The organism is Williamsia sp. 1138 (assembly GCF_002095435.2).
In the GTDB taxonomy this organism is placed as follows: domain Bacteria; phylum Actinomycetota; class Actinomycetes; order Mycobacteriales; family Mycobacteriaceae; genus Williamsia.
In genome coordinates, this window is record NZ_MJEJ02000047.1 from 43,439 (window position 1) to 65,185 (window position 21,747).

The window sequence follows — 21,747 nt, forward strand, 5'->3', positions numbered from 1 at the left end:
CCCGTCTGTTCAGCAGCGAGGGCAGTTGTCGTTTGGGCGAGTACGGCGGTCAGAGCAGTGCTTTCTCTAGAGTCAGGACGCGGCGGAGAGCTTCTCGCGCTTGGCGGCCTCGCGGGCCAGCGCGCGATCGCGCATCTCTTCGAACTTGAGGGTGTCGGCGCCGAGCTTCTCGAGGAACGCGGCCAGGTCTTCGCGGATCTTCTCGCCCTCGGCGCTGAAGTCTTCGCGTTCGAAGATCCTCCACTTGCGCAAGACGGGCTCGATGACCTCTTCGAGGTGCTGACGCAGGTCGTAGATGCCGTGCTTGGCCATCAAGACGCCGTTGCGGCGGAAGTTGGGCATGCCCGCGCCCGGCATCTGGAAGTTGGAGACGACCTCGTAGATGGCGCGCAGCGTCTGATCCGGGGCCAGGTCGAGTCCGGCGCCGCAGATGTTGCGGTAGAAGACCATGTGCAGGTTCTCGTCGGCGGCGATGCGCTGGAGCATGCGGTCGGCGACCGGGTCATTGCAGGCCTTGCCGGTGTTCCGATGGGAGACGCGGGTCGCGAGCTCCTGGAAGGTGACGTAGGCGACGGACCGCAGGATTCCGGCCGAACCCTCACCGTTGTCGAACTCGCTTGCGCGGTCGCCGGCGGCGGCGATCGACGAATAGCCGTTGGTCATGTGGATCATGCGGGCCTCTTCGAGGGCCACGGGATCGACGCCGCGGGTCACGACGAGGTAGTCGCGCATGACGATGCCGTGACGGTTCTCTTCGGCGGTCCACCGGCCGACCCAGTGTCCCCACGCGTCGTCCATCGTGAAGTTTTCCGCGATCTCGCGGTGGTAGGAGGGCAGGTTGTCCTCGGTCAGCAGGTTCGTGATCATGGCGGCCTTGGCCACCTCGTCCAGCTGTGACTGCTCGGGATCCCAGTCCTTGCCGCCCAGGGCGGCGAAGTTCTGGCCCTCGTCCCACGGCACGTAATCGTGGGGGTGCCAGTTCCTCGTGGTGCGGAGATGGCGGTTGACGTTTTCCTCGGCCGCCGGTGCAAGTTCCTTCAGAAGCTCAAGTTGGGTCAACTCGCGTGCCATTAGATATTCCTCCAAGAAGGCTAGGCTGTAAGGCTCCAGGATACGGGGTCGCTGCGCCGCCACCCTAGTTGTAAACAACGCGCCGTGTCACTCATCGGCGTCACATCGATCAAGGTTCTGTCTCTGTACGGCTTCGTCATCGGTGGGGCTGGTGTTAGCCGGGCTGGGCACCGTGTGGTGCAGCTAACGCGCAGGTGGTCGAGATTCCGCGCATCCGATCAGAAGTACTTTCCCACCGTTTCGAGCCATTTGGTGGCGTCGTCGGTCAGATTCCCCAGCTCTTGGGCCCTATTGCACCAGGCTTTCGCCGCTTGGGCAAACTCCATCGGGTTGTAGACGTCCTCTTCCTTGGCCCAGAGTCCATCGCCTCCGTAGGTGAGGATGGTGATGTTGGTGGCGGTGAACACCGTGCCGTCGCCCGGGTCACGCATGGGGTTGTCGATCTCACAGATGATGCGGCCGGTCTCCTCGTCGACGACGTGCCACAGCGACAGGTAACCCACCATGTGATTGCCGGGGAACCGTCCCATCGTCTTCTTGACCCAGGTCCGGATCTCTTCGCGACCCTTGAAGGTGCCCAGGGCGTGCTCGACGTAGTCGGCGTCGACGGTGAACTGGTCGGCCCACGGATCCCAGTCCTGGGTGATCGCGACCTTGTCGTTGACGGCCTTGAACTTGGCGAACTCCGCCTCGAGTTCTGCTCTGCTGAACTGCCCCATCAGTTGCCTCCCGTGATCGAGTTTCCCGGCCGGATGGAGAAGGTCGCGTCGATGCGCGCGATGTCGCATGCGTTGTTGAAGGCGAAGGTCTCGTCGATGGTGGAATCGGCAAGGTTGAGATCGCCGACGCCGTACTCGAGGTCGTAGACGACGCGGACGAGATTTCCGGCCGCCGACCAGTGCTGGTTCTTGATTGCGGTGATGCCGGCGTACTGCAGGTGTGCGGCCAGTTCGGCCTGCATCACGTCCCCGGAGAAGCCGGTTTGCACACCGTTCTCGAATCGGACGACGTCGTCGGCGACGGGAACGTCGTAGGCGAACGACGGATCGGCCAATGCCGCGACGTATGTCTCGGCGCCGGCGAGTTGCTGCGCCGGGGTGCAGGTGGCGACCGGAGCTGCCGCAGCCGTCGATGGGATGAGGCACAGCGCGGGGACCACGAACAGCGCGGCCCCGGCCAGCTGAGCGCAGGCGAGGACCCTGGAACCAGGCGATTTCATGAGTTGAGCGTATGTGCTTAACGGAAGGCGCGCGAAGGATTCGCCCCGATCGACGCTAAGGATTCGCCCCGATCGATCAGACGGTGTATTCGGTGGGCGATAGCTGGTGTGGTCGCCGCGGCGCTGGATAGTATCTGCCTAACCTGCCGACAGCAGGTCAGGTGAAAGGCAATGGCGATGGGCGTGGCGATCGGTTCCCATATCGGTGGCTATCAGATCTTGGAGCTGATCGGCCGTGGCGGGATGGGCGAGGTCTACAAGGCCCAGCATCCGCGGCTGCCGCGTGCCGACGCGATCAAATTACTGAACAGCACTTACGGCACCGATCCCGACACCAGGGCGCGTTTCGAGCGGGAGGCGGACCTGGTCGCGCCGCTCAGTCACCCGAATCTGGTCAATGTCCTCGACCGCGGGACGCACGAGGGCCAGCTCTGGATCGCGATGGAGTTCGTTTCGGGTACCGATGCGGCGCAACTGCTCTCGGGAGGTCCGCTGCATCCGCGCCTCGCCGTGCGGATCGTCTCGCAGATCGCCGATGGTCTCGACTATGCCCACCGCAAAGGTCTGCTCCATCGTGACGTCAAACCCGGCAACATCCTGATCACTCCCGGTGCCGACCCGATGAACCCGGATGCGGTGAAGCTGACCGATTTCGGTATCGCCCGGATGGCGCAGGAGACCGACAGCAGCCTCACCTCGGTAGGGATGACAGTCGGCACGCTGCGGTACAGCGCCCCCGAGCAGATCGGCGGCGAGGAGATCGATCATCGCGCCGACGTCTACGCCCTGGGCTGCAGTCTGTACGAATTACTCACCGCCACCGCTCCTTTCGATGCACCCACCAGTCAGGGGCTGATGGCGGCGCACATGTTCAACCCGCCGCCCAATCCTGCCGCCGCCAACCCCGCGGTCCCGGCCGCGATGGCCGCGGTCATCGCCAAGGCGATGGCGAAGAAGCCTGCGGACCGGTTCAATTCGGGCCGTGAACTCGCAGACGCGGCGCAGGAGGCGCTCAAGGGCGGCGGCGCGCCGAACAGTACGCGCGCGCAACAGGCGTTCGTCCGGCCGCCGGTGATCAAGCCCGTCCCGCCGCAACACAGTTCGCCGCGCACGCCGGTCGGCGCCGTGACCTTTCCGCCGAAGGCTGCTCCGCAGCCCGGGCGGGGGCCGTCCACCCCTTACCAGTCCAACCCTTATCAGTCGGGCCCGTATCAGCCCGGCCCGGTCGATCAGGGGTACGGGACGTCGCGGCCTGCGGTTCCGGTCGGCGTCCGGTCGTCGCCGTCGAGTCCGCAGATGCGCAGCGGTCAATATCAGCCCTACGGTGGTGCGGGGACCCCGCCTCCTGCGGGGCCCGGGAGTGCGATGTACGGCGCCGCCGGCGCGGGTGGGTCGGCGCCGCAGGCGCCGTGGTTCAAGCGCGTAGCCGTCATGGCCGGTCCGATCATCGTGCTGGCGCTCGTCGTCGGCGTGGTTGCGGGACTGTTGCTGTCCGGTGGCGCAGGGGGCGCACTCGCGACTCCGGCGCCACCGACCGCCACGGTCGCGGATGCGTCCGTGGACATCACTTGGCCCGAGGTCGACGGTGCCTCGGAATATGTTCTTCGGCAAGGTGAGTCGATCATCTATGTCGGCAGCGAACCGAGGTTTTCCCAACCCATGCCACTGCCCGGCACCTACACCTACTCGGTGTCCGCACGCTCCGGTGACCGGGACGAATCGCCGTACAGCGAGGCCGGTGGTGAGGTCAACGTCGCACAGCGTTGGCACGGTCTGGAACAGATCGCCGCCACCTTCCCCGAGATCGTCGGCCCGAGTCCGTTGTCCAGCGACAACTACGGCCGAGAAGCCTGCTTCGGCGGCACCGGCACGGTGGACGCCGAGATCCCGAAGTCCGGCAGCGTCCTGTGCCGTGACTCCGGCGGCGACTTCACGATTCGGATCAGGCAGTACCCCTCGCGGCAGGTGCGGGACGACTACCTCGCCTCGCTGGGTCTCAAGACGTCGTCGGAGACCACAGACCAGGGCGCGTCGGGTGTTCTCTACCAGTCGCCGAGCCCGACCAGCGACTGGGCGGGGACCGCCATCCTGGCTTTCGACGACAGCGACCGGGAGGTCTACGACGTGTCCGTCGCGATGGAGAACGGCAAGGACGCCGATGCGAAGGCGCAACTGGACAGGTTGCCGTTGTGAAGCGCTGGGCGTGGCCGCTGTTGATCGTCGGTGCGATCGTGGCTCTGGTGGTGTCGCTGGCGGTTACGTACTTCGTGCGTGGTGCGGGTGATTCGGTCGGTGCCCCGACTGGTCTCAGCGTCAGCGAGGACGACGGAGCCGTGAAGGTATCCTGGAAGGCGGATTCGACGGCGTCCGGATACCTCTTGAGTCGAGGCGAGGAAGTCGTGTACTCGGGCCCGGACACCGAGTTCCGCGACATCTCGGCCATCGCGCCTACCGGGAGCAACACCGTCGCGTATTCGGTGCGTGCCGTCGACTCCAAGGGGCGGGTCTCGCCGCCCAGCGGTGCCGAGTCGGTCGAGGTCGGACCCGGATGGGGGTTGTTCGCACAACCGGCTTCCACCCTGCCGGAGTTGCTGCCGGCCTCGCCGTCCGACGAGGGCTGGAACGGGATGCGGTGTGAGACACGCATGGACGCCGTCCCGCCGGAGGAGGCAGCTGACGTGAACGGGTCGGGGGAGCAGTTCTTGAAGGCCGGTTTCCGTTGTGTCGTCGAGGTCGACGGCGATGAATACGATCTGTGGACCGACTTCTACGTCAGTCCGGAGGCGCTGAACAGCCGGATGGACGAGATTCGGACCTGGGACGGCGTGAGTTCGACGACCTGGCAGCACGGTCGTGCGATCAACGGCGGCGGCGGCGAGGACACCCGCTGGATGGGTATGTCGGTCGATTCGATTCCCGACTTGTACATAGAGTTGTCGGCCGTCGACAAGAGCACCACCGTGGAGAAATTGGCCCAGGTCGCCGACAGTCTCCCGGTGAACTGATACGCGGTTCCGCGAAAACCCTCCACCGCGGAGGCGCAGCCGATATCGTCGCCCCGAGGACCGGCAATGAAGCCGTAGGGGGCGTCGCGTGGGTACATGGGTGGGGACTGCACGATCGATGATCAGGGCGGCGGTGACGCTGGCGGTGGTGACTGCCGCAGCGACGGCGTTGACCATGAGTCCGGCGATGGCGACAGCGCCACCGGGGTACAACGATCTGACCGATGTCTGGCCGACCGCCGTCGGCGAGGCAAATTGTCGCGACGGCGACCAGGTCGAGACCGGCATCCAGGGTGAGGTGCCGCTCGGAGACCGCAAGTCGGGCCGCAGCACAAAGGGTTACAACTGCAACATCGATCTCGTCGGCCGGTATCAGGGCGAGGGCGCAGGCATCGTCAGTGCGACCTACAAGAACTGCTCGTACACCGGCTCGACCTTTCCGACGAACTTTCTCGGACCCAACCCGGGTGTGCAGGTGCTCGACGTGTCCGATCCTCGCGCACCCAAACTGTCTGCGGTGCTCACCGAGCCGGCCATGGTCGGCGGTACGTGGGAGTCGTTGAAGGTCAATCAGAAACGCGGATTGCTCGTCGGCACCGGCGTCGGTCTCCTCGAGGGTGCCGGATACATCTCGGTCTACGACATCTCCCAGGATTGTGCACATCCGCGACTGCTGAACCGCGGCGCGGGTTCGCAACTGACGATGCCGATCCCCATCACGACCCACGAGGGCGACTTCTCCCCGGACGGCAATACGTACTGGGTGACCGGGATCGCGCCGGGCTACGTCAGTGCGGTCGACCTCACCGATCCGCGCAACCCGATGATCGTGTGGTCCGGGATCACGGGCATCGAAGCGCACGGGGTGGGCTTCTCGCCCGACGGCAACACGCTGTACCTCTCGAACCTGTTGGGGCTGACGGTCATCGACGTCACCGCGGTCCAGAACCGGAAGCCGCGAACCATTGTGGCTCAGTTGATGCCACACGTCGGTGAGAAGCTGTGGGCCGACGGACAGATCACCCAGCACACCATCTACGCCACGTACGACGGCACACCTCACGTGTTCTCTGTCGATGAGGGCGGCTCGGGTGGGGTGAAATTGTTCGATGCGGTCGATTCGTCGAATCTACGCCAGCGCAACGCCATCAAGCTGGCAATCAATTTGCCCGAGAACGCGAATCGTTGGGCCGGCAGTACCACGGCGAACGGCGTGTTCGGCTACGACGCCCACTACTGCGCGATCGATCGGCAGGACGACCCGACGGCGATGGCGTGCGGGTGGATCCAGTCAGGCATCCGCGTCTTCGACATCCGTGACCCGGATGACTTCAAAGAAATCGCCTACTACAACCCGCCCGCCCAGACGGGAAAGCACCTGCAGCTGACCAATTCGATCCACGCCTTGCTCGGGTCGATTGCCGCACCGCCGATCATCGGGACGCTGGCGGTCGCGAGAGCGGTGCTGCAGGGTGATTCGCCGATCGACGGGATCATCAACGACCAGAGCCGGCTGGTCGGCGGCGATCTGTCCGCGGATTGGTGCTTGTCGCCACCGGAGTTCCATGGCGACCAATTGTGGGTGACGTGTATGGACAACGGGTTCATGACTCTGCAGCTCGACCCGGCGGTCTACCCGCTGACATGAACATCGCGCTCCGTCAATGGCTCTGGCCGGTCGTCGTAGCGATCGTCGCGCTCGTCATCGGTCTGTGCGTCGGCCTTGCCGTCGACAGCGAGGAGAGCGACGCGGTGGCGGCCCCGGTGGCCACGGCGGTCGATATCGGCTTCGCCCAAGACATGTCCGCGCATCATCAGCAGGCGGTGATGATGTGCGATCTGGTGCCGGGCGCTGCCGCACCGGATGTGCGTGGACTGGTCGCGCAGATCCGTAGCGCGCAGTGGCGTGAGATCGGGCAGATGATGGGATGGCTGCAGATGCTCGACGCACCGCTCCAAGGCGCTGAACCGATGAGGTGGATGGGCGAGGCCGGGCACGGCCACGCCGGCGACACCGGGGAGATGCCCGGGATGGCCGACGGCGACGAACTCACGGCACTGCATACCGCGTCGGGCGTACCCGGTGAGATCTTGTTCCTGCAGTTGATGATCCGGCATCATCAGGGCGGGATCGACATGGCAGGACACGCGAGTCGCACGGTGGCCAACCCAGAGATCAGGCGCGCTGCGGTCGCCATGGTGAAGGGCCAGTCCGATGAGATCGCCGTGATGACGGTGATGCTGCATCAGCGCGGTGGCGAGGCCTTGCCCTACCCGGTCTGACGGCCGAGCGTGCCGAAGCTGCCGGCGAGCGTGCTAAAACTGCCGCCGAGCGTGCCGAAGATGGCTCGCTCACCCGGCGAGGTGGCGGTCACTCGGGTTTCGGTGCGCTCTCCGCCTCGTGGGCCTCGACGTCGCCGGCCCGTTTGTCCAGCGGATCGACGCCGTCTACACCTTCGAGCACGGTGAACTCCTGCTCGGCCTTCGCGACGAAGCCCTTGGCTTCTTCCTTGATCTTGTGCACCCAGTCCGACATGTCCCAACACTCCCTGCTGCTTCGCAGGCACCTGTGCGGCACCTTCGGTCAGCTTACTGGTGGGGGTTCGCGCGATCTGGGTCAACGCGGGATGAGGGGCTGTTCCTGATCCCAGACAGCCATGAGTTCGGTGATGATGTCCACCGCCATCCCGAGCCCGCCGAGGTGACTTTCGCCTGCCATGGTGAAGAGCTTGGCGTCGGGGAGCAGGTGCACCATGTGTTCGCCGTGCGTGTGCGGGATGATGTGGTCGCGGTCGCCATGCCACCACCGGACCGGTCCGGTGATGTCGCCGACCGCGAAACCCCAATCCCTGGCGAAGACGACAACATCGGCGAACGGCGCCTCCATCTGTTTGCGACCACCATTGAGCAGGTCGTCGAGGAACATCGCCTTGAACTCGGGCCGTTGCAGCAGTTCTCTGTCCGCCGCGGGGGAGAGGCGGCCGTAGATGGCGATGGCCGGTTCGGCGATCGGCCGTGCGACGCGGACGAACGAACTCAGGACTCGGCCGATCGGTGCCCCGATGACCGGCAACATCGGTGCGAGAAACTTGCCCAGCACCATCGCGCCACCGTCGATCGCATCGGGTCCCATGGTCGGAGCGACCCCACCCAGGATGCCGGTGACCACCACCCGCTCGGGCATCGCACGAGCGACCGCCAGGGCGTACGGACCGCCGCCTGACAGCCCGATCACGGCAAAGCGGTCGATGCCGAGGGTGTCTGCCACGGTCGCGAGGTCGTCGGCGAACGACAACACGTTGGGATAGCTGTACGGCGTGGACGAACCCACCCCCGGACGGTCGAGTCCGATGATCCGGATGTCGTTCCGTTCGGCGTAGGTGCGGGCCTCTAGCGGGATCTGGCGGCGGGCTCCAGGGGTGCCGTGGAGCCAGAAGACGGCGCGTCCGGTCGCGGATCCGAACTCGGCGAACCCGATGCGCCTGCCTTCGCCCACGGCAACACTGCCTTCGAGCTTGGGACGGTCGATGTCGATCACCCACCCAGGATGGCACTCAAAACGACCGCGGTGGTCCGATTCGCGTCTGACCGGGTCATTCGCCGGTTGCGGTCAGGACGAGCTTCCCGTGATCGAGTCCGGGACGTTGGTGCGTCGACCGCAGCAGCACGATCGCGCAGAACGCGGCCGAGAGGGCGCTGACGATCCCACCGATGATCAGCGGGGTCCGCGGATCGGTGATCTCGGCGAGCCACCCGAGTAGGGGACTGCCGATCGGTGTGCCACCCAGGAAACAGAGCATGTAGATACCCATGACCCGGCCGCGCATGTCCGATTCGACCGAGAGCTGCATGATGTTCATCGCTGCTGTGCTGAACATGATGTTGGCGATCCCGACCGGGATCAGCATCACGGCCACCAGCCAGAAGGTCGGCATGAATCCGACGATGACCTCGGCGATCCCGAACGCAAAGGCCCCCACCAGGAATTGACGCACCCGAGCAGGTTTGGTGCGTCGCGCGGCCACCACGGCTCCGCCCAGGGTGCCGATGGCGAGCATCGTCGACAACAGTCCGTAACCGCCGGCCGAACCCTCGAAGGTGTTGGCCGTGAGCAGCGCGAGGGACAGTGGAAAGTTCAGGCCGAACGTGGCGACCATGAACACTGTCGCGAGCACCACCACCAGATGACGATGACGCCGGACGTACCGGATACCGCTGCGGATCGACCGATCACGAATGGATCTGGCGCTGCGCATCAGCTCGCTGCTGCGCATGGCCAGCAGCGCGATGATGACGGCGATCGAACTCCCGGCGTTGATGAGGAAGATGGGCCCTGTGTCGATGAGGGTGATCAACAGTCCGGCCAGCGCCGGTCCGACGATCCGGGCGAGGTTGAAGGTCAGCGAGTTCAACGCCACCGCGTTGGGAAGCTGCTCGACCCCGACCATCTCGATGGTGAACGACTGCCGGACGGGGGCGTCGACCGCCGAGTTGCACCCGAGGGCGAACGAGAGTGCGTAGACCAGCGGCAGATTCGCGGCGCCACTGACGTCGATGACGCCGAGGATCAACGCGCACAGGGCCATCGCGACCTGGGTGCCGATCAGCAGCTTGCGTCTGTCGAATCGGTCGGCGAGGGCGCCTGCGGGAAGCGAGAGGATCGCGGTGGGCCCGAATTGCAGAGCCATCACGATCCCGACCGCCACACCACTGCCGCCGGACAGCTGGAGGACCAGCCAGTCCTGGGCGATGCGCTGCATCCAGGTGCCTGTCAGCGACACCACCTGGCCGCCGGCCCAGAGCCGATAGTTCCTCACCCCGAGGGACGAGAACATCAACGGCAGCTGCATTTGCCCCAGTTTAGTTCACGGTTGTGGTGGGTTCTGGCGGCGGCGACCTGGGGAAACGGTCGCCGGAACCCACCAAGATCGGGTTAACCGATGAGGGTCTCGATCGGCTCTTTCGCGAAGTACAGGACGAACAATCCGGCGACCACCCAGAGCAACGGATGGATTGTCTTGATCCGGCCGCGGGCGGTGGCCAGGACGACCCAGGTGATGAATCCGACGCCGATGCCGTTGGCGATCGAGTAGGTGAACGGCATGACGACGATGGTCAGGAAGCAGGGGAGCGCGTAGTCGAAGCGGGTGAGGTCGATGTCGCGCACCTGCGAGATCATCATCGCGCCGACGACCACCAGGGCAGGCGCGGCCGCTTCGAGGGGAACCACCGAATACAGCGGGGTGAAGAACATCGCGATCAGGAACAGCACGCCGGTGACCACGTTGGCGAGCCCGGTGCGGGCACCCTCTGCGATACCTGATGCGGATTCGACGAACACCGTGTTCGACGACGCCGATCCGACGCCGCCCGCGATGGCGCCGGTGCCCTCGACGACCAGTGCCTTGCCGATGTTCGGCAGGTTGCCGTCCTTGTCGGCCAGTTCGGCCTCTTTGCCGAGGCCGGTCATGGTGCCCATGGCGTCGAAGAAGTTCGACAAGACGAGTGCGAACACGAGAACCGACGCCGACAGGACACCGATCCTGGTGAACGCCCCGAACAAGTCGACGTCGCCGACGAGGCTCAGGTCCGGAAGATCGCCGACCGAGGACGGGACATCCGGGATGTTGAGGCTCCAGCCCTTGCTGTCGTCGACGGAGGGGCCGAGGTCGGCGAAAGCCTGCACGATCATCGCGACGACGGTGGTCACGACGATGCCGATCAGCAGGCCACCGCGCACCTTGCGCACCACGAGGATGCCCATCAGCAGCACCCCGAACACGAAGATCAGGGTCGGCCAGGTCGCGATGGAGTTGTTGATGCCCAGGCTCACCGGGACGTTTGTGCCTGCGACGTCGGGGATCCGTTTGACGAAACCTGCGTCGACGAAGCCGATGAACGCGATGAACGCGCCGATGCCGGCCGCGATGGCCGCCTTGAGTTCACCGGGTATCGCCCGGAACACCGCCGTACGGAAACCGGTGACCGCCAGCAACACGATGATGATGCCGTCGACGACGACCAATCCCATGGCTTCAGGCCACGTGACCTGAGGGGCGATGGACACTGCGAGCAAGCTGTTGATGCCGAGACCTGCAGCGATGGCGAACGGATAGTTGGCGACGAGACCGAAGACGATCGACATGATGCCGGCGACCAGGGCGGTGACCGCGGCGACCTGCGCCAGTGGCAGCACGTTTCCGAGGACGTCGGCGTTCTTGGCGTTACCGGGCACGCCGCCGATGATGATCGGATTGAGGACCACGATGTAGGCCATCGTGAAGAAGGTGACCAGACCGCCGCGCACCTCGCGGGCAAGCGTCGAATTGCGTTGGGTGATCTTGAAATACCGGTCGATCGCGGACTGTGGTCCGGACTGATCGGTGACCTTGTCGCTGCCGGTCGTCATCTGGTGCCGCGCCCCTCCCGACTCGACCGACGATGGCCGAGACCGACTCGTTCGAGATCGTACAAACCCCTACCGGTCGAGCACAATCGCGGACCTGGTGTGTGGGGTCAGTTCTCGGCGTCGCGGCCCTGTCTGCTGCGTCGATAGGCGACTTCTCGGATCGACCAAAGCCAGCCCGGTCCCGGGCGGACACCGCGGGTGGTGTTCGCGGTCGGGTCGAACCCGATGTCCGGATAGTCGGATTCGGGCACGGTGGCCGTGAGTTCCACCCGGGCCAGCGGAAGAAATGGGGTGTGTCCGCGTGTCTGTTCGAGTTCGAACACCAGGCCGCCGTCGTCGATGCCCCTCTTCATCTCGCTCAGCGAAGGGTTGTGACCATCGGGCCGGGTGGCCAGTGTCGCGCGCAGCCACCAACTGACGCCGTCGTGGTCAAGGGGCTGAAGCGTACTGAGTACGGAGGACCCGAGCGAAAGCGCGGGAAAGGGAATCGTCTTACGCCAGCCCGTCCCGCCGAGAGCGCTGGCCAACAGTACGTCCCAGGGGGTGTCGTCGCCGTCGTGGGGCTCCATGCGAATCGCGAGTCCGATGACGTCGGGCAACGCGCCCGGTAGGCCCACACCCTTCGATACCCGGGCGATCACGGCACCGGTCTCCACCGGCAGGCCGACGTTTTCAGATGCGGTCCGCGTCAGGGTTCCGGTGGCCAGGACGCCGTTCGGATGGAAAAGGCGGGCCCCGCGGATGGCGGCCCCGGCTCTGATCGGGAGACCGGCCAGTTCGGCAGCTTTCATGGCTCTCCTCGGCCCGAAGGTGGGCTGGACGAAGGGGATTTCAGTGGCGGATACCCTGACCTGGGCATTGCGAAACCGGAACGTGATCTGATGAGAGTGGTTTACGCCACCTGCTCGGGGGGGCATTAGGAGTTCGGACCCGCCGCAAAGAAGTCGCGTCGGCGTCGCGCAGCAGCTCAATCGCGAGGAGCGAAGAAGATGGTCGCAGCCCAGCCAGTCCCGGCAATTTTCGACACCCAGACGTCCGATCCGGTCGATGAAGCACTCGAGATCTATGAGTCGATTCGCGTGCCCGCCGGAGTTTATGCGCCGCAAGAGGATTCGTTGTTGCTGCTGACTGCGTTGGCCGAGCGTGACCTGGTGGCCGGACGTCGTGTCCTGGATCTGTGTACCGGTAGTGGCGTATTGGCGGTCGGGGCAGCCGTGCTGGGGGCAGCCCGCGTCAGTGCCTACGACATCGCGCCGAGGGCTGTGCTGGCCACTCGCGCAAACGCCGCGGCCGCCGGCGTGGTCGTCGATGCCCACAAAGGCTCGCTCCACGAGGCGCTGGACGCCGGTCCCTACGATGTGGTGGTGTCGAATCCGCCGTACGTACCCGCCGACACCCTGTCGGACGCCGGGGTCGGACTGACCCGGACCTGGCATGGCGGCCGGGACGGTCGCTCGCTGCTCGACCCGCTGTGTGTCTCCGCCCCCGATCTGCTCGCCCCCGGCGGGACGATGCTCCTGGTGCAGTCGGAGTTCTCCGATGTCGACCGTTCCCTGATCGGCCTGCGTGCGGGCGGTCTTCGCGCCGAAGTGGTTGCCCGTCAGAAGATCCCGTTCGGACCTGTGTTGAATGCGAACGCCCGTTGGCTCGAGGTGCTCGGTCGGTTGGAGCCCGGTCGCCGGGAAGAAGAGCTGGTCGTGATCAGGGCCGACAAGGCTCGGGCGGACGAGTCGGGCGGCGTTCGTAGATGACCGCAGCGGACCGTCCGACAGAACGCCGCCCGACCACCCACATCCGTGTGGTGGCGGGCGGTCCGATCATGGTCGACGGTCCGGTGAGTATCGAGATGCCCGATGGCAGCGTCGTGGAGTCGGACCGTTTCACGGTTGCCCTGTGTGCGTGCAAGCGCAGCAAGAACTTTCCGCTCTGCGACACCAGTCACCGTCGCAAGAAGGCTCTCCCGCAACGGGACTGACCATCGCGGGTGGGTTACCGCGGGTCAGGCCGCGTCAGTCGACGGGGATGAGTAGCGAACTACGACCCTCGCGCCACGCCGTCATCAGCAGGTCCGCCAGCTTGTCCTCGAGGTATCCGAATGCTCGGATCCCGAAGACCACATCCGATTCCAGCTCTGGTTCGCGTGCCAGCAGGTCGCCGACGACCTCGTGGCGCATCAGCTGCTCGTGCACGGCGTCGGCTTCGACGTGCTCGCGGTAGAACCGCACGCAGGCCTCCGGCGCGCCCATGCGCTCGAGTGCTTCCATCAGCCGCCGTGACCCGGGCGATGACGTTATCTCGGTGGCCGCGAAGTGCCCGATCGTGGCGCCCCGGAGCGAGCGGTGCAGTCCGATCATCGACATCAGATTGACCAGTGCCAACGACTCGCCGGGAACGTGGTCGATGTAGGCGAGGTAGCCGGCGTCGAGACCGGCGGCGGTGAGGAGGTCGGCGAAGAGTTGCTGGTGCAGGTTCTCGCCTTTTCCGCCCCCGAACTCGTCGAATTCGACCGCCACGAACGAGGCCTTCGCCTGCCCGGTCAGTCGCGGGATCGCGAACGCGTGGGGGTCGGCCTCTTTCAAGTGGTAGATCGAGCGGTGGACGAAGGTCTCCCGCATTTGCTCCCAGGTGCCTTCGTCGCGCAGGTGAAACGACGGTCCGTCGCTTTCACCCGGTTCGATGGACAGTGCTTCGATCTCCGCGGTGGCGTCGTCGCCGGCTTCGACGTCTGCGCGCAGTGCGCCGAGAAAGACCTGCTCGAGTTGCGCGCGGAACCGGAGGATGTCCAGATTCCACTCCCACTCGTCATCGACGTCGGTGAAGCCGCGATAGTGCAGTTCGTAGCAGATGTAGAGCGCGAGCTGCAGGTCCTTGCCATAGGCCTGGGTGTCCCAGGCGCTCTGGCTGACGTTGGGCAGTTCCCATGACGTGGTGGGTGTTCCGGCCAGGGCATCGGTCACCGCCGACGACAGTGGCCCGCAGGGCGCGGGCAGTGTGCGGGTGATCGGGCTCAGAGAGGAGGTCACTGTGCTCAGCTACCCGGTCGGAGGTCGCTGGAAACGTTCAGCGCCATGCGAACACCGGCTGCTCGAAGTCGTTGACGCGGGTGGCTCGGCCTCCGAGGACAACTTCCGCGAACTGGTACATCACCGCGCCCGTCGGGGCGTGGATCAGCGATCCCACCAGTGGCATCTGGATGACCGGGCGATCGGATTCGGGGATGTCGATGAACCGCGGCGTGACCTGCAGGTCGGCCATCGGGATGAAGAAGAGCTGCGCGACCTCGCCCGGACTGGGGGTGGTCTCCCTGTCGGGTCCGGCCCAGCAGACGATCGGGGTGATGACGTACCCGGACCTGGTGACGTAGTCGTCGAGTCGCCCAAGCACGTCGGCCCGGTCCACCTCGACGCCGAGTTCCTCGTGGAGTTCGCGCAGTGCGGCCGTCGCGTAGTCCTCGCCGGGTTCGATGCGACCGCCGGGCAACGCGAACTGTCCGGGGTGCTCGCGCATCTTCGACGGTCGCTTGGTGAGCCAGATGCCGTATTCACCGTTGCGGCTCGTCACGGCGATCACCACCGCGGCTCCGCGGGCCCCGTCGAGTGGTGCCGTGGTGTGGTCGAACTCCTCGAGGCGTCGGACGATCGAGGCGCGTAGCTCCTCGGGGCTGTCCTGGTCTGCGCCGGTCGTGGTGATGCCGCTCATGTACTTCACAATGCCGTACGGTCCGGTCACCTGCTCAGGTGGCGTCGGTGAGAGGTCCTCAGTCGTCCTTGTGACTGACGATGTTGACGACGTTCCCGTCGGGCGCCCGGACCAGGAATCGGCGCACACCCCATTCCTCGGTGGTCAGCGGGTGCACGATCTCCAGCCCGCGGCGAAGCGCGTCTTCGTATGCTGCGTCCACGCCGTCGCCGACGTGCACCGACATCACCGAGTCGGCCGGCGAGGTTGCGTCTCGCGTCACCAATTGGACCGCTGCGCGGCCGTCCGGTGATTGGAAGTGCGCAACCCAGCCGAGGTTGAAGGCCTCGACGCCGAGCCCCAGGAAGTCTGTGTAGAACTCGCGGGCCTCGGGGATGTCGGGGACGGCGATGTTGGCGACGATGCCGGTGGGTTGCATGGCGACTCCTCGAATCGGTTGCGGGACGTTCTCATTCTTGCCCCGGTGACGACGAAAGACAGCGGTCCGGCGGATCTTGATTCGCTCGTAGGTATCGGTCGATACCCTCGGTCGCATGGAACCGTCGTCGTGGTCGCCCAGCCGGTTGGGCATCGTTCGGGGCAAGCGGATCGTGGTCACGGGGGCCACGAACGGCATCGGGTTCGCGACGGCCAGAGCATTGGCGGGGGCAGGCGCGGAGGTTGTCCTGGCGGTTCGCAATGCGCAGCTGGGTAACGAGCGAGAGGCCGAGATCGGCGGGACCACCGAGGTGGCCCAGGTGGATCTCGCCGATCTTTCCTCGGTGCGCCGGTTTGTCGACACACTCGACGGCGAGGTGGACATCCTGATCGACAACGCCGGGATGGTCCCGCAACATCGCGCGTCGACGGTCGACGGATTCGAGACCGCGATCGGCACCAACTTCCTCGGTCCGTTCGCGCTGACCAACCTGCTGTTGCCACGGGTGCGCGAGCGGGTGGTCCTGGTGGGTTCGAACGCTCACCGGAACGCGACCATCGACCCCGAGGACCTCCATCTCCGGCAGGTGAAATGGCGTATCTCGCGCTCGTACGCGCAGTCGAAGCTCGCGGTGATGCTGTGGGGTCTCGAACTCGATCGGCGGCTGCGGGAGGGCGGGTCGCCGGTGACTGCGATGCTGTGCGACCCCGGGTGGGCAGCGTCGAACATCTCCAACAAGCCCAAGTTGGGCGTGGTCCACAAAGTGGTGCAGGCGGCGGCCAACACGTTCGCCAACGACATCGATGCCGGTGCCGCGCCCACGCTCTACTGCCTCACCGAACCGATTCCCCCGGGTTCCTATGTCAGCGTCGACGGTCTGCGAGCCCTCAGAGGGGTGCCCGTGCTCTACGGGCGGTCGGCTCTAGCGTGTGACTACGATCTCGCCGGCCGGCTCTGGGCCGCTGCCGAGAAGGAAACGGGCACGTCATACCCGTTGTGAACGAATCCGCGTAGGTTGGCACACATGGCAGATGCAACCGTGGCAACAGTTGATTCCGGACCGAAGAAGGTGTCGCGCAAGGTTGTGGTGAACGCGCCGGCAGCCGAGATCTTTGCGCTGGTGGCAAATCCGCACCGACATCCAGAACTCGACGGGTCGGGCACTGTCCGCGACACCCCCGTCAAGGGACCGGACCGCCTCAGCTCCGGCGCGAAGTTCAGCGTCGGGATGAAGCAGTTCGGCGTTCCTTACAAGATCACCTCGACGGTGACGGCTTTCGAGGACAACAGGGTCGTCGAATGGCAGCACCCGCTCGGGCACAAGTGGCGCTGGGAGCTCCAGGAGACCTCGCCGACCACAACCACGGTGGTCGAGACATTCGATTACTCGACGGCCAAGATTCCGCAGATGATCACCGTGATGGGCTTCGACAAGAAGAACGGTGACGGTATCAGCGGCACGTTGAAGGCGCTGGCTGCTCGCTTCGCCTGACCGAGGCGGAATCGGGGTCAGTTGTCGGGGGTGTCGATCTCTTCGTATCGCTTGCGAAGCCGGTCGCGAATGTCATCTGCCGAGTACGCATTTCGTTGCCGTTGATCGCGAGCGACGAGCACGCCACTCGCTGCGACCCCGACGACCCCGGCCAGTCCGATCCACTTCCACGCGTTGCCCACACCGGTGAGACTATCGCCGATCTGCGGTGCTGCGTAAGTCGTGTCGATCCGTTTAGTCTTTGGGGGTGCATCCCCACAGGCCCCCTCCGATCTCTCTCGACCAGGCGCTGGAACAGGCGAGGACAGGAGACATCTGGCTGTTCCGCGGTCGCTCCGGGCCGGATCGAGCGATTCAGACGCTCACCAACAGCCCGGTCAACCACGTCGCCATGACCGTCGCGATCGACGATCTGCCGCCGCTGATGTGGCATGCCGAACTCGGGAACAAGCTCACCGACATGTGGACCGGCACCAATCACCGCGGAGTGCAGTTGAACGACGCACGGGACGCGGCGCTGCAGTGGATGCAGAAGTACGGGCAGCGTTGCTGGCTGCGTCAGCTCACGCCGTACGCCCAGCGCGAGCAGGAGGATCTGCTGCTGAAAGTCATCGCGAAGATGGACGGCACGGCATTCCCTACCACTGCGCGGTTGGCCGGCCGCTGGTTCCGGGGTCGAGTTCCGACGGTAAATGATGTCACCCGAGGAATCCCCGTCCTCGACAGAAAGGTTCGTAAGACTGTCGAGAAGAGGAATCAGAACAAGCAAAATGCGGGACTGGAAACCGCATATTGTGCCGAAGTGGTAGCGATGACCTATGAGCAGATGGGCTTGCTCGCGACCGAGAAACATGCGAATTGGTTCGACCCGGGAAAGTTCTGGAGCGGCGACACGCTTCCGCTGGCCCCGGGGTATGCACTAGGTACGGAAATCGCCGTCGATCTCCGATAGGTGATCTCTAACCTCCTGCTGGGCAGGAGGTTAGAGATCGGGCATAACTGACTGAGTCTTATCCCACGTCGAAATTGAGCGTGTTGAGCGGCCTGCTAGATCATGACACAGAAGATCAGAAATTGCTCGGTATTCTTTTTTGCCGGCACAGTGCACGCAGGATGCAATTTCTATTGTCGACGACTGTTAGCCCACTCCAGGACCCGCTCGACGGGCCACGTCGTCACGATGCGATCGGCGTCGATGCCGAGGCGGGTGGCACGCTCGCAGCCCAGTTCTTTGAAGTCGAGCTGGCCGGGTGCATGTGCATCGGAGTCGATGGCGAACAGGCAGCCGAGGTCGCGGGCCAGCTCGATGAGTTCATCGGGTGGGTCGACGCGTTCGGGCCGTGAGTTAATCTCGACGGCCGTAACGGATTCGGCGCACGCCTCGAAGACGGCACGAGCGTCGAACTTCGACTGCGCACGCTGGCCGCGGCCGCCGGTGACGAGTCGGCCCGTGCAGTGCCCCAGGACATTCACGCGGGGATCCCGTGCTGCAGCAACCATTCGCCGGGTCATCGGCCCGGCATCCATCTTGAGCTTGGAATGTACTGATGCCGTGACGATCTCGAGCTGACCGAGCATTTCGTCGGTCTGATCCAGCGATCCGTCGTCGAGGATGTCGACCTCGATGCCCCGCAACAATCGGAACTGTTCACCGAGCGCGCGGTTGAGCTTGTCCACAACGCCGAGCTGCTCGGTGAGCCGCTCGGCTGACAGACCGTTGGCGACGGTCAGTCTGGGGGAGTGGTCGGTCAGGGCCATCCAGTCCTGGCCGAGGTCGATGGCAGTGCGGACCATCTCGATGATCGGGGAGCCGCCGTCGCTCCAGTCCGAGTGAGTGTGCAGATCGCCGATGGTGGCGGCGTACAGCTCTTCGCCGCCGTCGGCAAGTGCGCCGATCTCTTTGTCCTGCAGCGACTCCAGGTACTCGGGTAGCTCGCCGTGTACCGCCTGGGTGATGACCGCCGCCGTCGACTTGCCGATGCCGGTCAGCTCGGTGAGCCGGCCGCCGTCGACGCGGGCCGCCAGATCGTCGTCGGAGAGCTTGTCGACCACCTTGAGCGCCTTGCGGAACGCTTCCACCCGGTAGGTGCCTGCGCGAGAGCGTTCGAGCAGCAGTGCGATGCGGCGCAGCGACTCCGCTGCGGTGACGGGCGCGGTCAGTGGCGATACGGACTTCACCTCACCAGCTTGCCACTGTCGGAAGTCTTGCCGGAAGGGGTGGTGTCGACAGGGGTGGGGTCGGCGTCGTCGGAGTCGTTGTGGATTCCGTCCACGCGCGGAATCCATTCGAGCCAGCTCGGGAACCACCAATTTGCCTTGCCGAGGATCTCCATGGTCGCCGGCACCAGTAGCAGACGCACGATGCTGGCGTCGATCAGCACCGCGACCGCAAGCCCGACACCGAGGATCTTCAGGCTGCGGTCGGGCAGGAATGCCAGGGAGAGGAAGACGCAGATCATGATGAGGGCCGCGCAGGTGATGACCCGCGCTGTGCTGGCCAGACCTTCCGCCACCGACGTGGTTGCATCGCCGGTCTTCTCGTATCGCTCTTTGATCCGCGACACCAGGAACACCTCGTAGTCCATCGCCAGACCGATGGCGGTCACGAACAGCATCATCGGTACCCAGCTGTCGATCGGGCCCGCCCGTCCGACACCGAATATCGATGCGCCCCAGCCCCACTGGAAGATCGCCACGATGACGCCGTACGCGGCGCCGAGGGAGAGCACGTTGACGATCACGGCCTTGACCGGCACGACGATCGACCGGAATGCCAGGACCAGGAGCAGGAATGCCGCCGCCAGCACGGCTGCGATCGACCACGGGAGCAGATCCAGGGTGACCTCCGCGTAGTCGATGGAACCGGCGGTGATGCCTGTGATCTGCACCGACACATCCGAGTTCGTGCCCAGCGCCTCGGGGATGACCTCTGAGCGCAGCCGATTGACAAGATCGGTCGTCGCCTCGTCCTGCGGTCCGCTCTTCGGGATCACCGTCATCACCGCGATCTCTGACCCATCGGTGGCGCCGACCGGGACGACCGGGGTGATGCCGCCGTCGATGACGTCGGGATCAGCGGAGATCCGGTCGGTGAGAGTGCTCAGGGCAGCGGCGGGGTCGCTGCCTTCCGGGTACTTCGCCACGACGATCAACGGGCCATTCGCCCCGATCCCAAATCCTTCGGTGACGTAGTCGTAGGCGACTCGTGTGGTCGCTTCTGTCGACCGGTTGCCGGCGTCGGAGAAGCCCAACCGCATCTGGAATGCCGGTATCGAGAGGATCACCAGGACCAGCACTGCGCCGATGACCCCGACCCAGGGCCGCTGCTGGATCTTCTGACTCCACTTCTGCGCCCAGACCCCTTCCAGCGCGCGATCGGGGTCCTTGCCGCGGCGTTTGCGCAGCCAGTGCAGAGACAGTCGGTTCACCCGGGTGCCGATGACCGAGAGCAGGGCCGGGAGCAGCGACATCGAGGCGACCAGCGTGCCGAGAATGCCGATGATCGCGGCAAAGGTGAGCGCGGGACCGAGTTCTCCGCCGGAGATGAGGATGCCGCACATCGCGATGATGACGGTGCATCCGGCGAACAGCACCGAACGGCCGGCACGTTGCATTGCGACCGTCACAGCCCGTTCGGGGTCGAGGCCATCGTGCAGACCTGATCGGAAGCGGGTGACGATCAGCAACGCGTAGTCGATCCCCACGCCGATGCCGAGGATCAACGTCACCGAGATCGCAAAGTTCGGGATGTTCATGAAGTTCTGGACGATGAACAGTATCGACGCCCCGACACCGACTCCGAACAGCGCTGACAGGATCGGGAGACCGGCTGCCACAACCGATCCGAAAGCGACGAGCAGAATGATGAGCGCGAGTAGCACTCCTACGCCCTCGGCAGCCCCGTTCGGCGGTTGTTCGTCGAAGCGGGGATCGCTGAACTCGACTCCGACGCCGGGTATCTCGGTCTTGTCAGCGATCGTCTTGATGCTGTCGACGCGATCTTGCACCTCGGAGTCTGTGCCGGTGCCGAGGTCGAGGGTGGTCACCGAGATCCGGCCGTCCTGCGAGATCTGCGCGCCGGGCGCATAGGGATCGCCGACGGTGACGTCGGGTGAAGAACGCCTGATCTCGTCGACCAGGCTGTTCACAGCCTCGCTGACCTGCGGATTGCGGACACCACCGGGTACCCCCGGGACCGCCGCGATGACGATCTGCCCGGCCGTCGCCTCGTCGCCTTGCCCGGCGTTTTCGAGTAGCTGACCGGCCTTGCCCGACTCTGTCCGGAGGTCGTTGGTGAAGGTTGTCGTGGTGGGGCCCGCCCACATGGTCGCCGCCGCGATCGCCGCGAAGAGAACCACCACCCAGGCCCCGATGACAGACCAGCGCCTGCGAATGATGAATGCGATGTAACGGTCCATGTCGTGCTCCCCGGGC

The 21,747-nt window shown here is 65.1% G+C and carries 23 protein-coding genes; 9 read left to right on the plus strand and 14 right to left on the minus strand.

Features of this window, described 5'->3' with window-relative positions; translation table 11 throughout:
* Positions 1-72: 72 nt before the first annotated feature.
* The 3 genes from BH683_RS17450 to BH683_RS17460 all read right to left on the minus strand — a co-directional run bounded on the left by BH683_RS17450 (position 73) and on the right by BH683_RS17460 (position 2,290).
* A complete protein-coding gene (locus BH683_RS17450) occupies positions 73-1,071 on the minus strand; it encodes an acyl-ACP desaturase (RefSeq protein WP_084837555.1) in 999 nt (332 codons plus the stop codon).
* Between the two features lie 218 nt (positions 1,072-1,289).
* Positions 1,290-1,790 carry a nuclear transport factor 2 family protein gene (locus tag BH683_RS17455; protein WP_084837556.1) on the minus strand — a complete coding sequence of 167 codons (501 nt, stop codon included), beginning with the start codon at positions 1,788-1,790 and terminating at the stop codon, positions 1,290-1,292.
* On the minus strand, positions 1,790-2,290 hold the full coding sequence (locus BH683_RS17460; RefSeq protein WP_084837557.1) for a hypothetical protein: 501 nt from the start codon (positions 2,288-2,290) through the stop codon (positions 1,790-1,792). Before BH683_RS17460 ends, BH683_RS17455 begins: the two co-directional genes overlap by 1 nt.
* 171 nt (positions 2,291-2,461) lie before the next feature.
* On the opposite strand from BH683_RS17460, the gene BH683_RS17465 reads away from it, so the two are divergent.
* The 4 genes from BH683_RS17465 to BH683_RS17480 all read left to right on the plus strand — a co-directional run bounded on the left by BH683_RS17465 (position 2,462) and on the right by BH683_RS17480 (position 7,578).
* Positions 2,462-4,483 (plus strand): serine/threonine-protein kinase, encoded by a 2,022-nt coding sequence (locus BH683_RS17465; protein WP_084837558.1) that lies wholly within the window; start codon positions 2,462-2,464, stop codon positions 4,481-4,483.
* Positions 4,480-5,295 carry a hypothetical protein gene (locus tag BH683_RS17470; RefSeq protein WP_084837559.1) on the plus strand — a complete coding sequence of 272 codons (816 nt, stop codon included), beginning with the start codon at positions 4,480-4,482 and terminating at the stop codon, positions 5,293-5,295. The genes BH683_RS17465 and BH683_RS17470 overlap by 4 nt, the downstream gene beginning before the upstream one ends.
* Positions 5,296-5,383: 88 nt before the next feature.
* A complete protein-coding gene (locus BH683_RS17475; protein WP_246833439.1) occupies positions 5,384-6,943 on the plus strand; it encodes a hypothetical protein in 1,560 nt (519 codons plus the stop codon).
* On the plus strand, positions 6,940-7,578 hold the full coding sequence (locus BH683_RS17480; protein ID WP_084837560.1) for a DUF305 domain-containing protein: 639 nt from the start codon (positions 6,940-6,942) through the stop codon (positions 7,576-7,578). Before BH683_RS17475 ends, BH683_RS17480 begins: the two co-directional genes overlap by 4 nt.
* An 88-nt stretch (positions 7,579-7,666) precedes the next feature.
* Here the strand turns inward: BH683_RS17480 and BH683_RS28715 are convergent, their stop codons facing one another.
* The 5 genes from BH683_RS28715 to BH683_RS17500 form a co-directional block, all read right to left on the minus strand.
* A complete protein-coding gene (locus tag BH683_RS28715; protein WP_168176670.1) occupies positions 7,667-7,831 on the minus strand; it encodes a hypothetical protein in 165 nt (54 codons plus the stop codon).
* Between the two features lie 81 nt (positions 7,832-7,912).
* Positions 7,913-8,833 (minus strand): alpha/beta hydrolase, encoded by a 921-nt coding sequence (locus tag BH683_RS17485; RefSeq protein WP_084837561.1) that lies wholly within the window; start codon positions 8,831-8,833, stop codon positions 7,913-7,915.
* Between the two features lie 55 nt (positions 8,834-8,888).
* The gene (locus tag BH683_RS17490) at positions 8,889-10,130 is read right to left on the minus strand and encodes an MFS transporter (protein ID WP_084837728.1); all 1,242 of its coding nucleotides are present in this window, start codon (positions 10,128-10,130) and stop codon (positions 8,889-8,891) included.
* 98 nt (positions 10,131-10,228) lie between these two features.
* Positions 10,229-11,704 (minus strand): NCS2 family permease, encoded by a 1,476-nt coding sequence (locus tag BH683_RS17495; protein ID WP_084837562.1) that lies wholly within the window; start codon positions 11,702-11,704, stop codon positions 10,229-10,231.
* Positions 11,705-11,811: 107 nt separating this feature from the next.
* The gene (locus tag BH683_RS17500; protein WP_084837563.1) at positions 11,812-12,495 is read right to left on the minus strand and encodes a hypothetical protein; all 684 of its coding nucleotides are present in this window, start codon (positions 12,493-12,495) and stop codon (positions 11,812-11,814) included.
* A gap of 198 nt (positions 12,496-12,693) precedes the next feature.
* On the opposite strand from BH683_RS17500, the gene BH683_RS17505 reads away from it, so the two are divergent.
* Entirely contained in the window at positions 12,694-13,455 is a 762-nt protein-coding gene (locus tag BH683_RS17505; protein WP_084837564.1) for a HemK2/MTQ2 family protein methyltransferase, read from the plus strand.
* Positions 13,452-13,679 carry a CDGSH iron-sulfur domain-containing protein gene (locus tag BH683_RS17510; protein WP_084837565.1) on the plus strand — a complete coding sequence of 76 codons (228 nt, stop codon included), beginning with the start codon at positions 13,452-13,454 and terminating at the stop codon, positions 13,677-13,679. The genes BH683_RS17505 and BH683_RS17510 overlap by 4 nt, the downstream gene beginning before the upstream one ends.
* A 34-nt stretch (positions 13,680-13,713) precedes the next feature.
* Here BH683_RS17510 and BH683_RS17515 read toward each other — a convergent pair whose 3' ends face one another.
* From BH683_RS17515 to BH683_RS17525, 3 genes are read right to left on the minus strand one after another with little or no spacing between them, the layout of a single operon-like run.
* Complete coding sequence (locus BH683_RS17515) at positions 13,714-14,727, minus strand: iron-containing redox enzyme family protein (protein ID WP_084837566.1); 1,014 nt, start codon at positions 14,725-14,727, stop codon at positions 13,714-13,716.
* A 37-nt stretch (positions 14,728-14,764) separates the two neighbouring features.
* Positions 14,765-15,403: a CoA pyrophosphatase gene (locus tag BH683_RS17520; RefSeq protein ID WP_084837729.1), complete on the minus strand. Its 639-nt coding sequence runs from the start codon at positions 15,401-15,403 to the stop codon at positions 14,765-14,767.
* A gap of 58 nt (positions 15,404-15,461) precedes the next feature.
* Positions 15,462-15,821, minus strand: a complete 360-nt coding sequence (locus BH683_RS17525; RefSeq protein ID WP_084837730.1) for a VOC family protein — start codon at positions 15,819-15,821, stop codon at positions 15,462-15,464.
* A gap of 115 nt (positions 15,822-15,936) precedes the next feature.
* On the opposite strand from BH683_RS17525, the gene BH683_RS17530 reads away from it, so the two are divergent.
* Positions 15,937-16,821 carry an SDR family NAD(P)-dependent oxidoreductase gene (locus BH683_RS17530; protein ID WP_084837567.1) on the plus strand — a complete coding sequence of 295 codons (885 nt, stop codon included), beginning with the start codon at positions 15,937-15,939 and terminating at the stop codon, positions 16,819-16,821.
* Positions 16,822-16,845: 24 nt separating this feature from the next.
* Positions 16,846-17,313 (plus strand): SRPBCC family protein, encoded by a 468-nt coding sequence (locus BH683_RS17535; RefSeq protein ID WP_084837568.1) that lies wholly within the window; start codon positions 16,846-16,848, stop codon positions 17,311-17,313.
* 17 nt (positions 17,314-17,330) lie between these two features.
* Here the strand turns inward: BH683_RS17535 and BH683_RS28720 are convergent, their stop codons facing one another.
* On the minus strand, positions 17,331-17,495 hold the full coding sequence (locus BH683_RS28720; protein ID WP_168187068.1) for a hypothetical protein: 165 nt from the start codon (positions 17,493-17,495) through the stop codon (positions 17,331-17,333).
* 89 nt (positions 17,496-17,584) lie between these two features.
* On the opposite strand from BH683_RS28720, the gene BH683_RS17540 reads away from it, so the two are divergent.
* The gene (locus BH683_RS17540; protein ID WP_084837731.1) at positions 17,585-18,265 is read left to right on the plus strand and encodes a guanylate cyclase; all 681 of its coding nucleotides are present in this window, start codon (positions 17,585-17,587) and stop codon (positions 18,263-18,265) included.
* Positions 18,266-18,435: 170 nt separating this feature from the next.
* Here the strand turns inward: BH683_RS17540 and BH683_RS17545 are convergent, their stop codons facing one another.
* Complete coding sequence (locus BH683_RS17545) at positions 18,436-19,491, minus strand: PHP domain-containing protein (RefSeq protein WP_084837569.1); 1,056 nt, start codon at positions 19,489-19,491, stop codon at positions 18,436-18,438.
* Positions 19,488-21,731, minus strand: a complete 2,244-nt coding sequence (locus tag BH683_RS17550) for an MMPL family transporter (RefSeq protein ID WP_084837570.1) — start codon at positions 21,729-21,731, stop codon at positions 19,488-19,490. Before BH683_RS17550 ends, BH683_RS17545 begins: the two co-directional genes overlap by 4 nt.
* Between the last annotated feature and the right edge of the window lie 16 nt (positions 21,732-21,747).

Coding starts and splice junctions, on each gene's coding strand:
- BH683_RS17465 (WP_084837558.1), top strand. CDS start 2,462: ATGGCGATGGGCGTGGCGATCGGTTCCCATATCGGTGGCTATCAGATC.
- BH683_RS17450 (WP_084837555.1), bottom strand. CDS start 1,071: ATGGCACGCGAGTTGACCCAACTTGAGCTTCTGAAGGAACTTGCACCG.
- BH683_RS17495 (WP_084837562.1), bottom strand. CDS start 11,704: ATGACGACCGGCAGCGACAAGGTCACCGATCAGTCCGGACCACAGTCC.
- BH683_RS17490 (WP_084837728.1), bottom strand. CDS start 10,130: ATGTTCTCGTCCCTCGGGGTGAGGAACTATCGGCTCTGGGCCGGCGGC.
- BH683_RS17480 (WP_084837560.1), top strand. CDS start 6,940: ATGAACATCGCGCTCCGTCAATGGCTCTGGCCGGTCGTCGTAGCGATC.
- BH683_RS17530 (WP_084837567.1), top strand. CDS start 15,937: ATGGAACCGTCGTCGTGGTCGCCCAGCCGGTTGGGCATCGTTCGGGGC.
- BH683_RS17460 (WP_084837557.1), bottom strand. CDS start 2,290: ATGAAATCGCCTGGTTCCAGGGTCCTCGCCTGCGCTCAGCTGGCCGGG.
- BH683_RS17500 (WP_084837563.1), bottom strand. CDS start 12,495: ATGAAAGCTGCCGAACTGGCCGGTCTCCCGATCAGAGCCGGGGCCGCC.
- BH683_RS28715 (WP_168176670.1), bottom strand. CDS start 7,831: ATGTCGGACTGGGTGCACAAGATCAAGGAAGAAGCCAAGGGCTTCGTC.
- BH683_RS17455 (WP_084837556.1), bottom strand. CDS start 1,790: ATGGGGCAGTTCAGCAGAGCAGAACTCGAGGCGGAGTTCGCCAAGTTC.
- BH683_RS17510 (WP_084837565.1), top strand. CDS start 13,452: ATGACCGCAGCGGACCGTCCGACAGAACGCCGCCCGACCACCCACATC.
- BH683_RS17550 (WP_084837570.1), bottom strand. CDS start 21,731: ATGGACCGTTACATCGCATTCATCATTCGCAGGCGCTGGTCTGTCATC.
- BH683_RS17525 (WP_084837730.1), bottom strand. CDS start 15,821: ATGCAACCCACCGGCATCGTCGCCAACATCGCCGTCCCCGACATCCCC.
- BH683_RS17535 (WP_084837568.1), top strand. CDS start 16,846: ATGGCAGATGCAACCGTGGCAACAGTTGATTCCGGACCGAAGAAGGTG.
- BH683_RS17520 (WP_084837729.1), bottom strand. CDS start 15,403: ATGAGCGGCATCACCACGACCGGCGCAGACCAGGACAGCCCCGAGGAG.
- BH683_RS17505 (WP_084837564.1), top strand. CDS start 12,694: ATGGTCGCAGCCCAGCCAGTCCCGGCAATTTTCGACACCCAGACGTCC.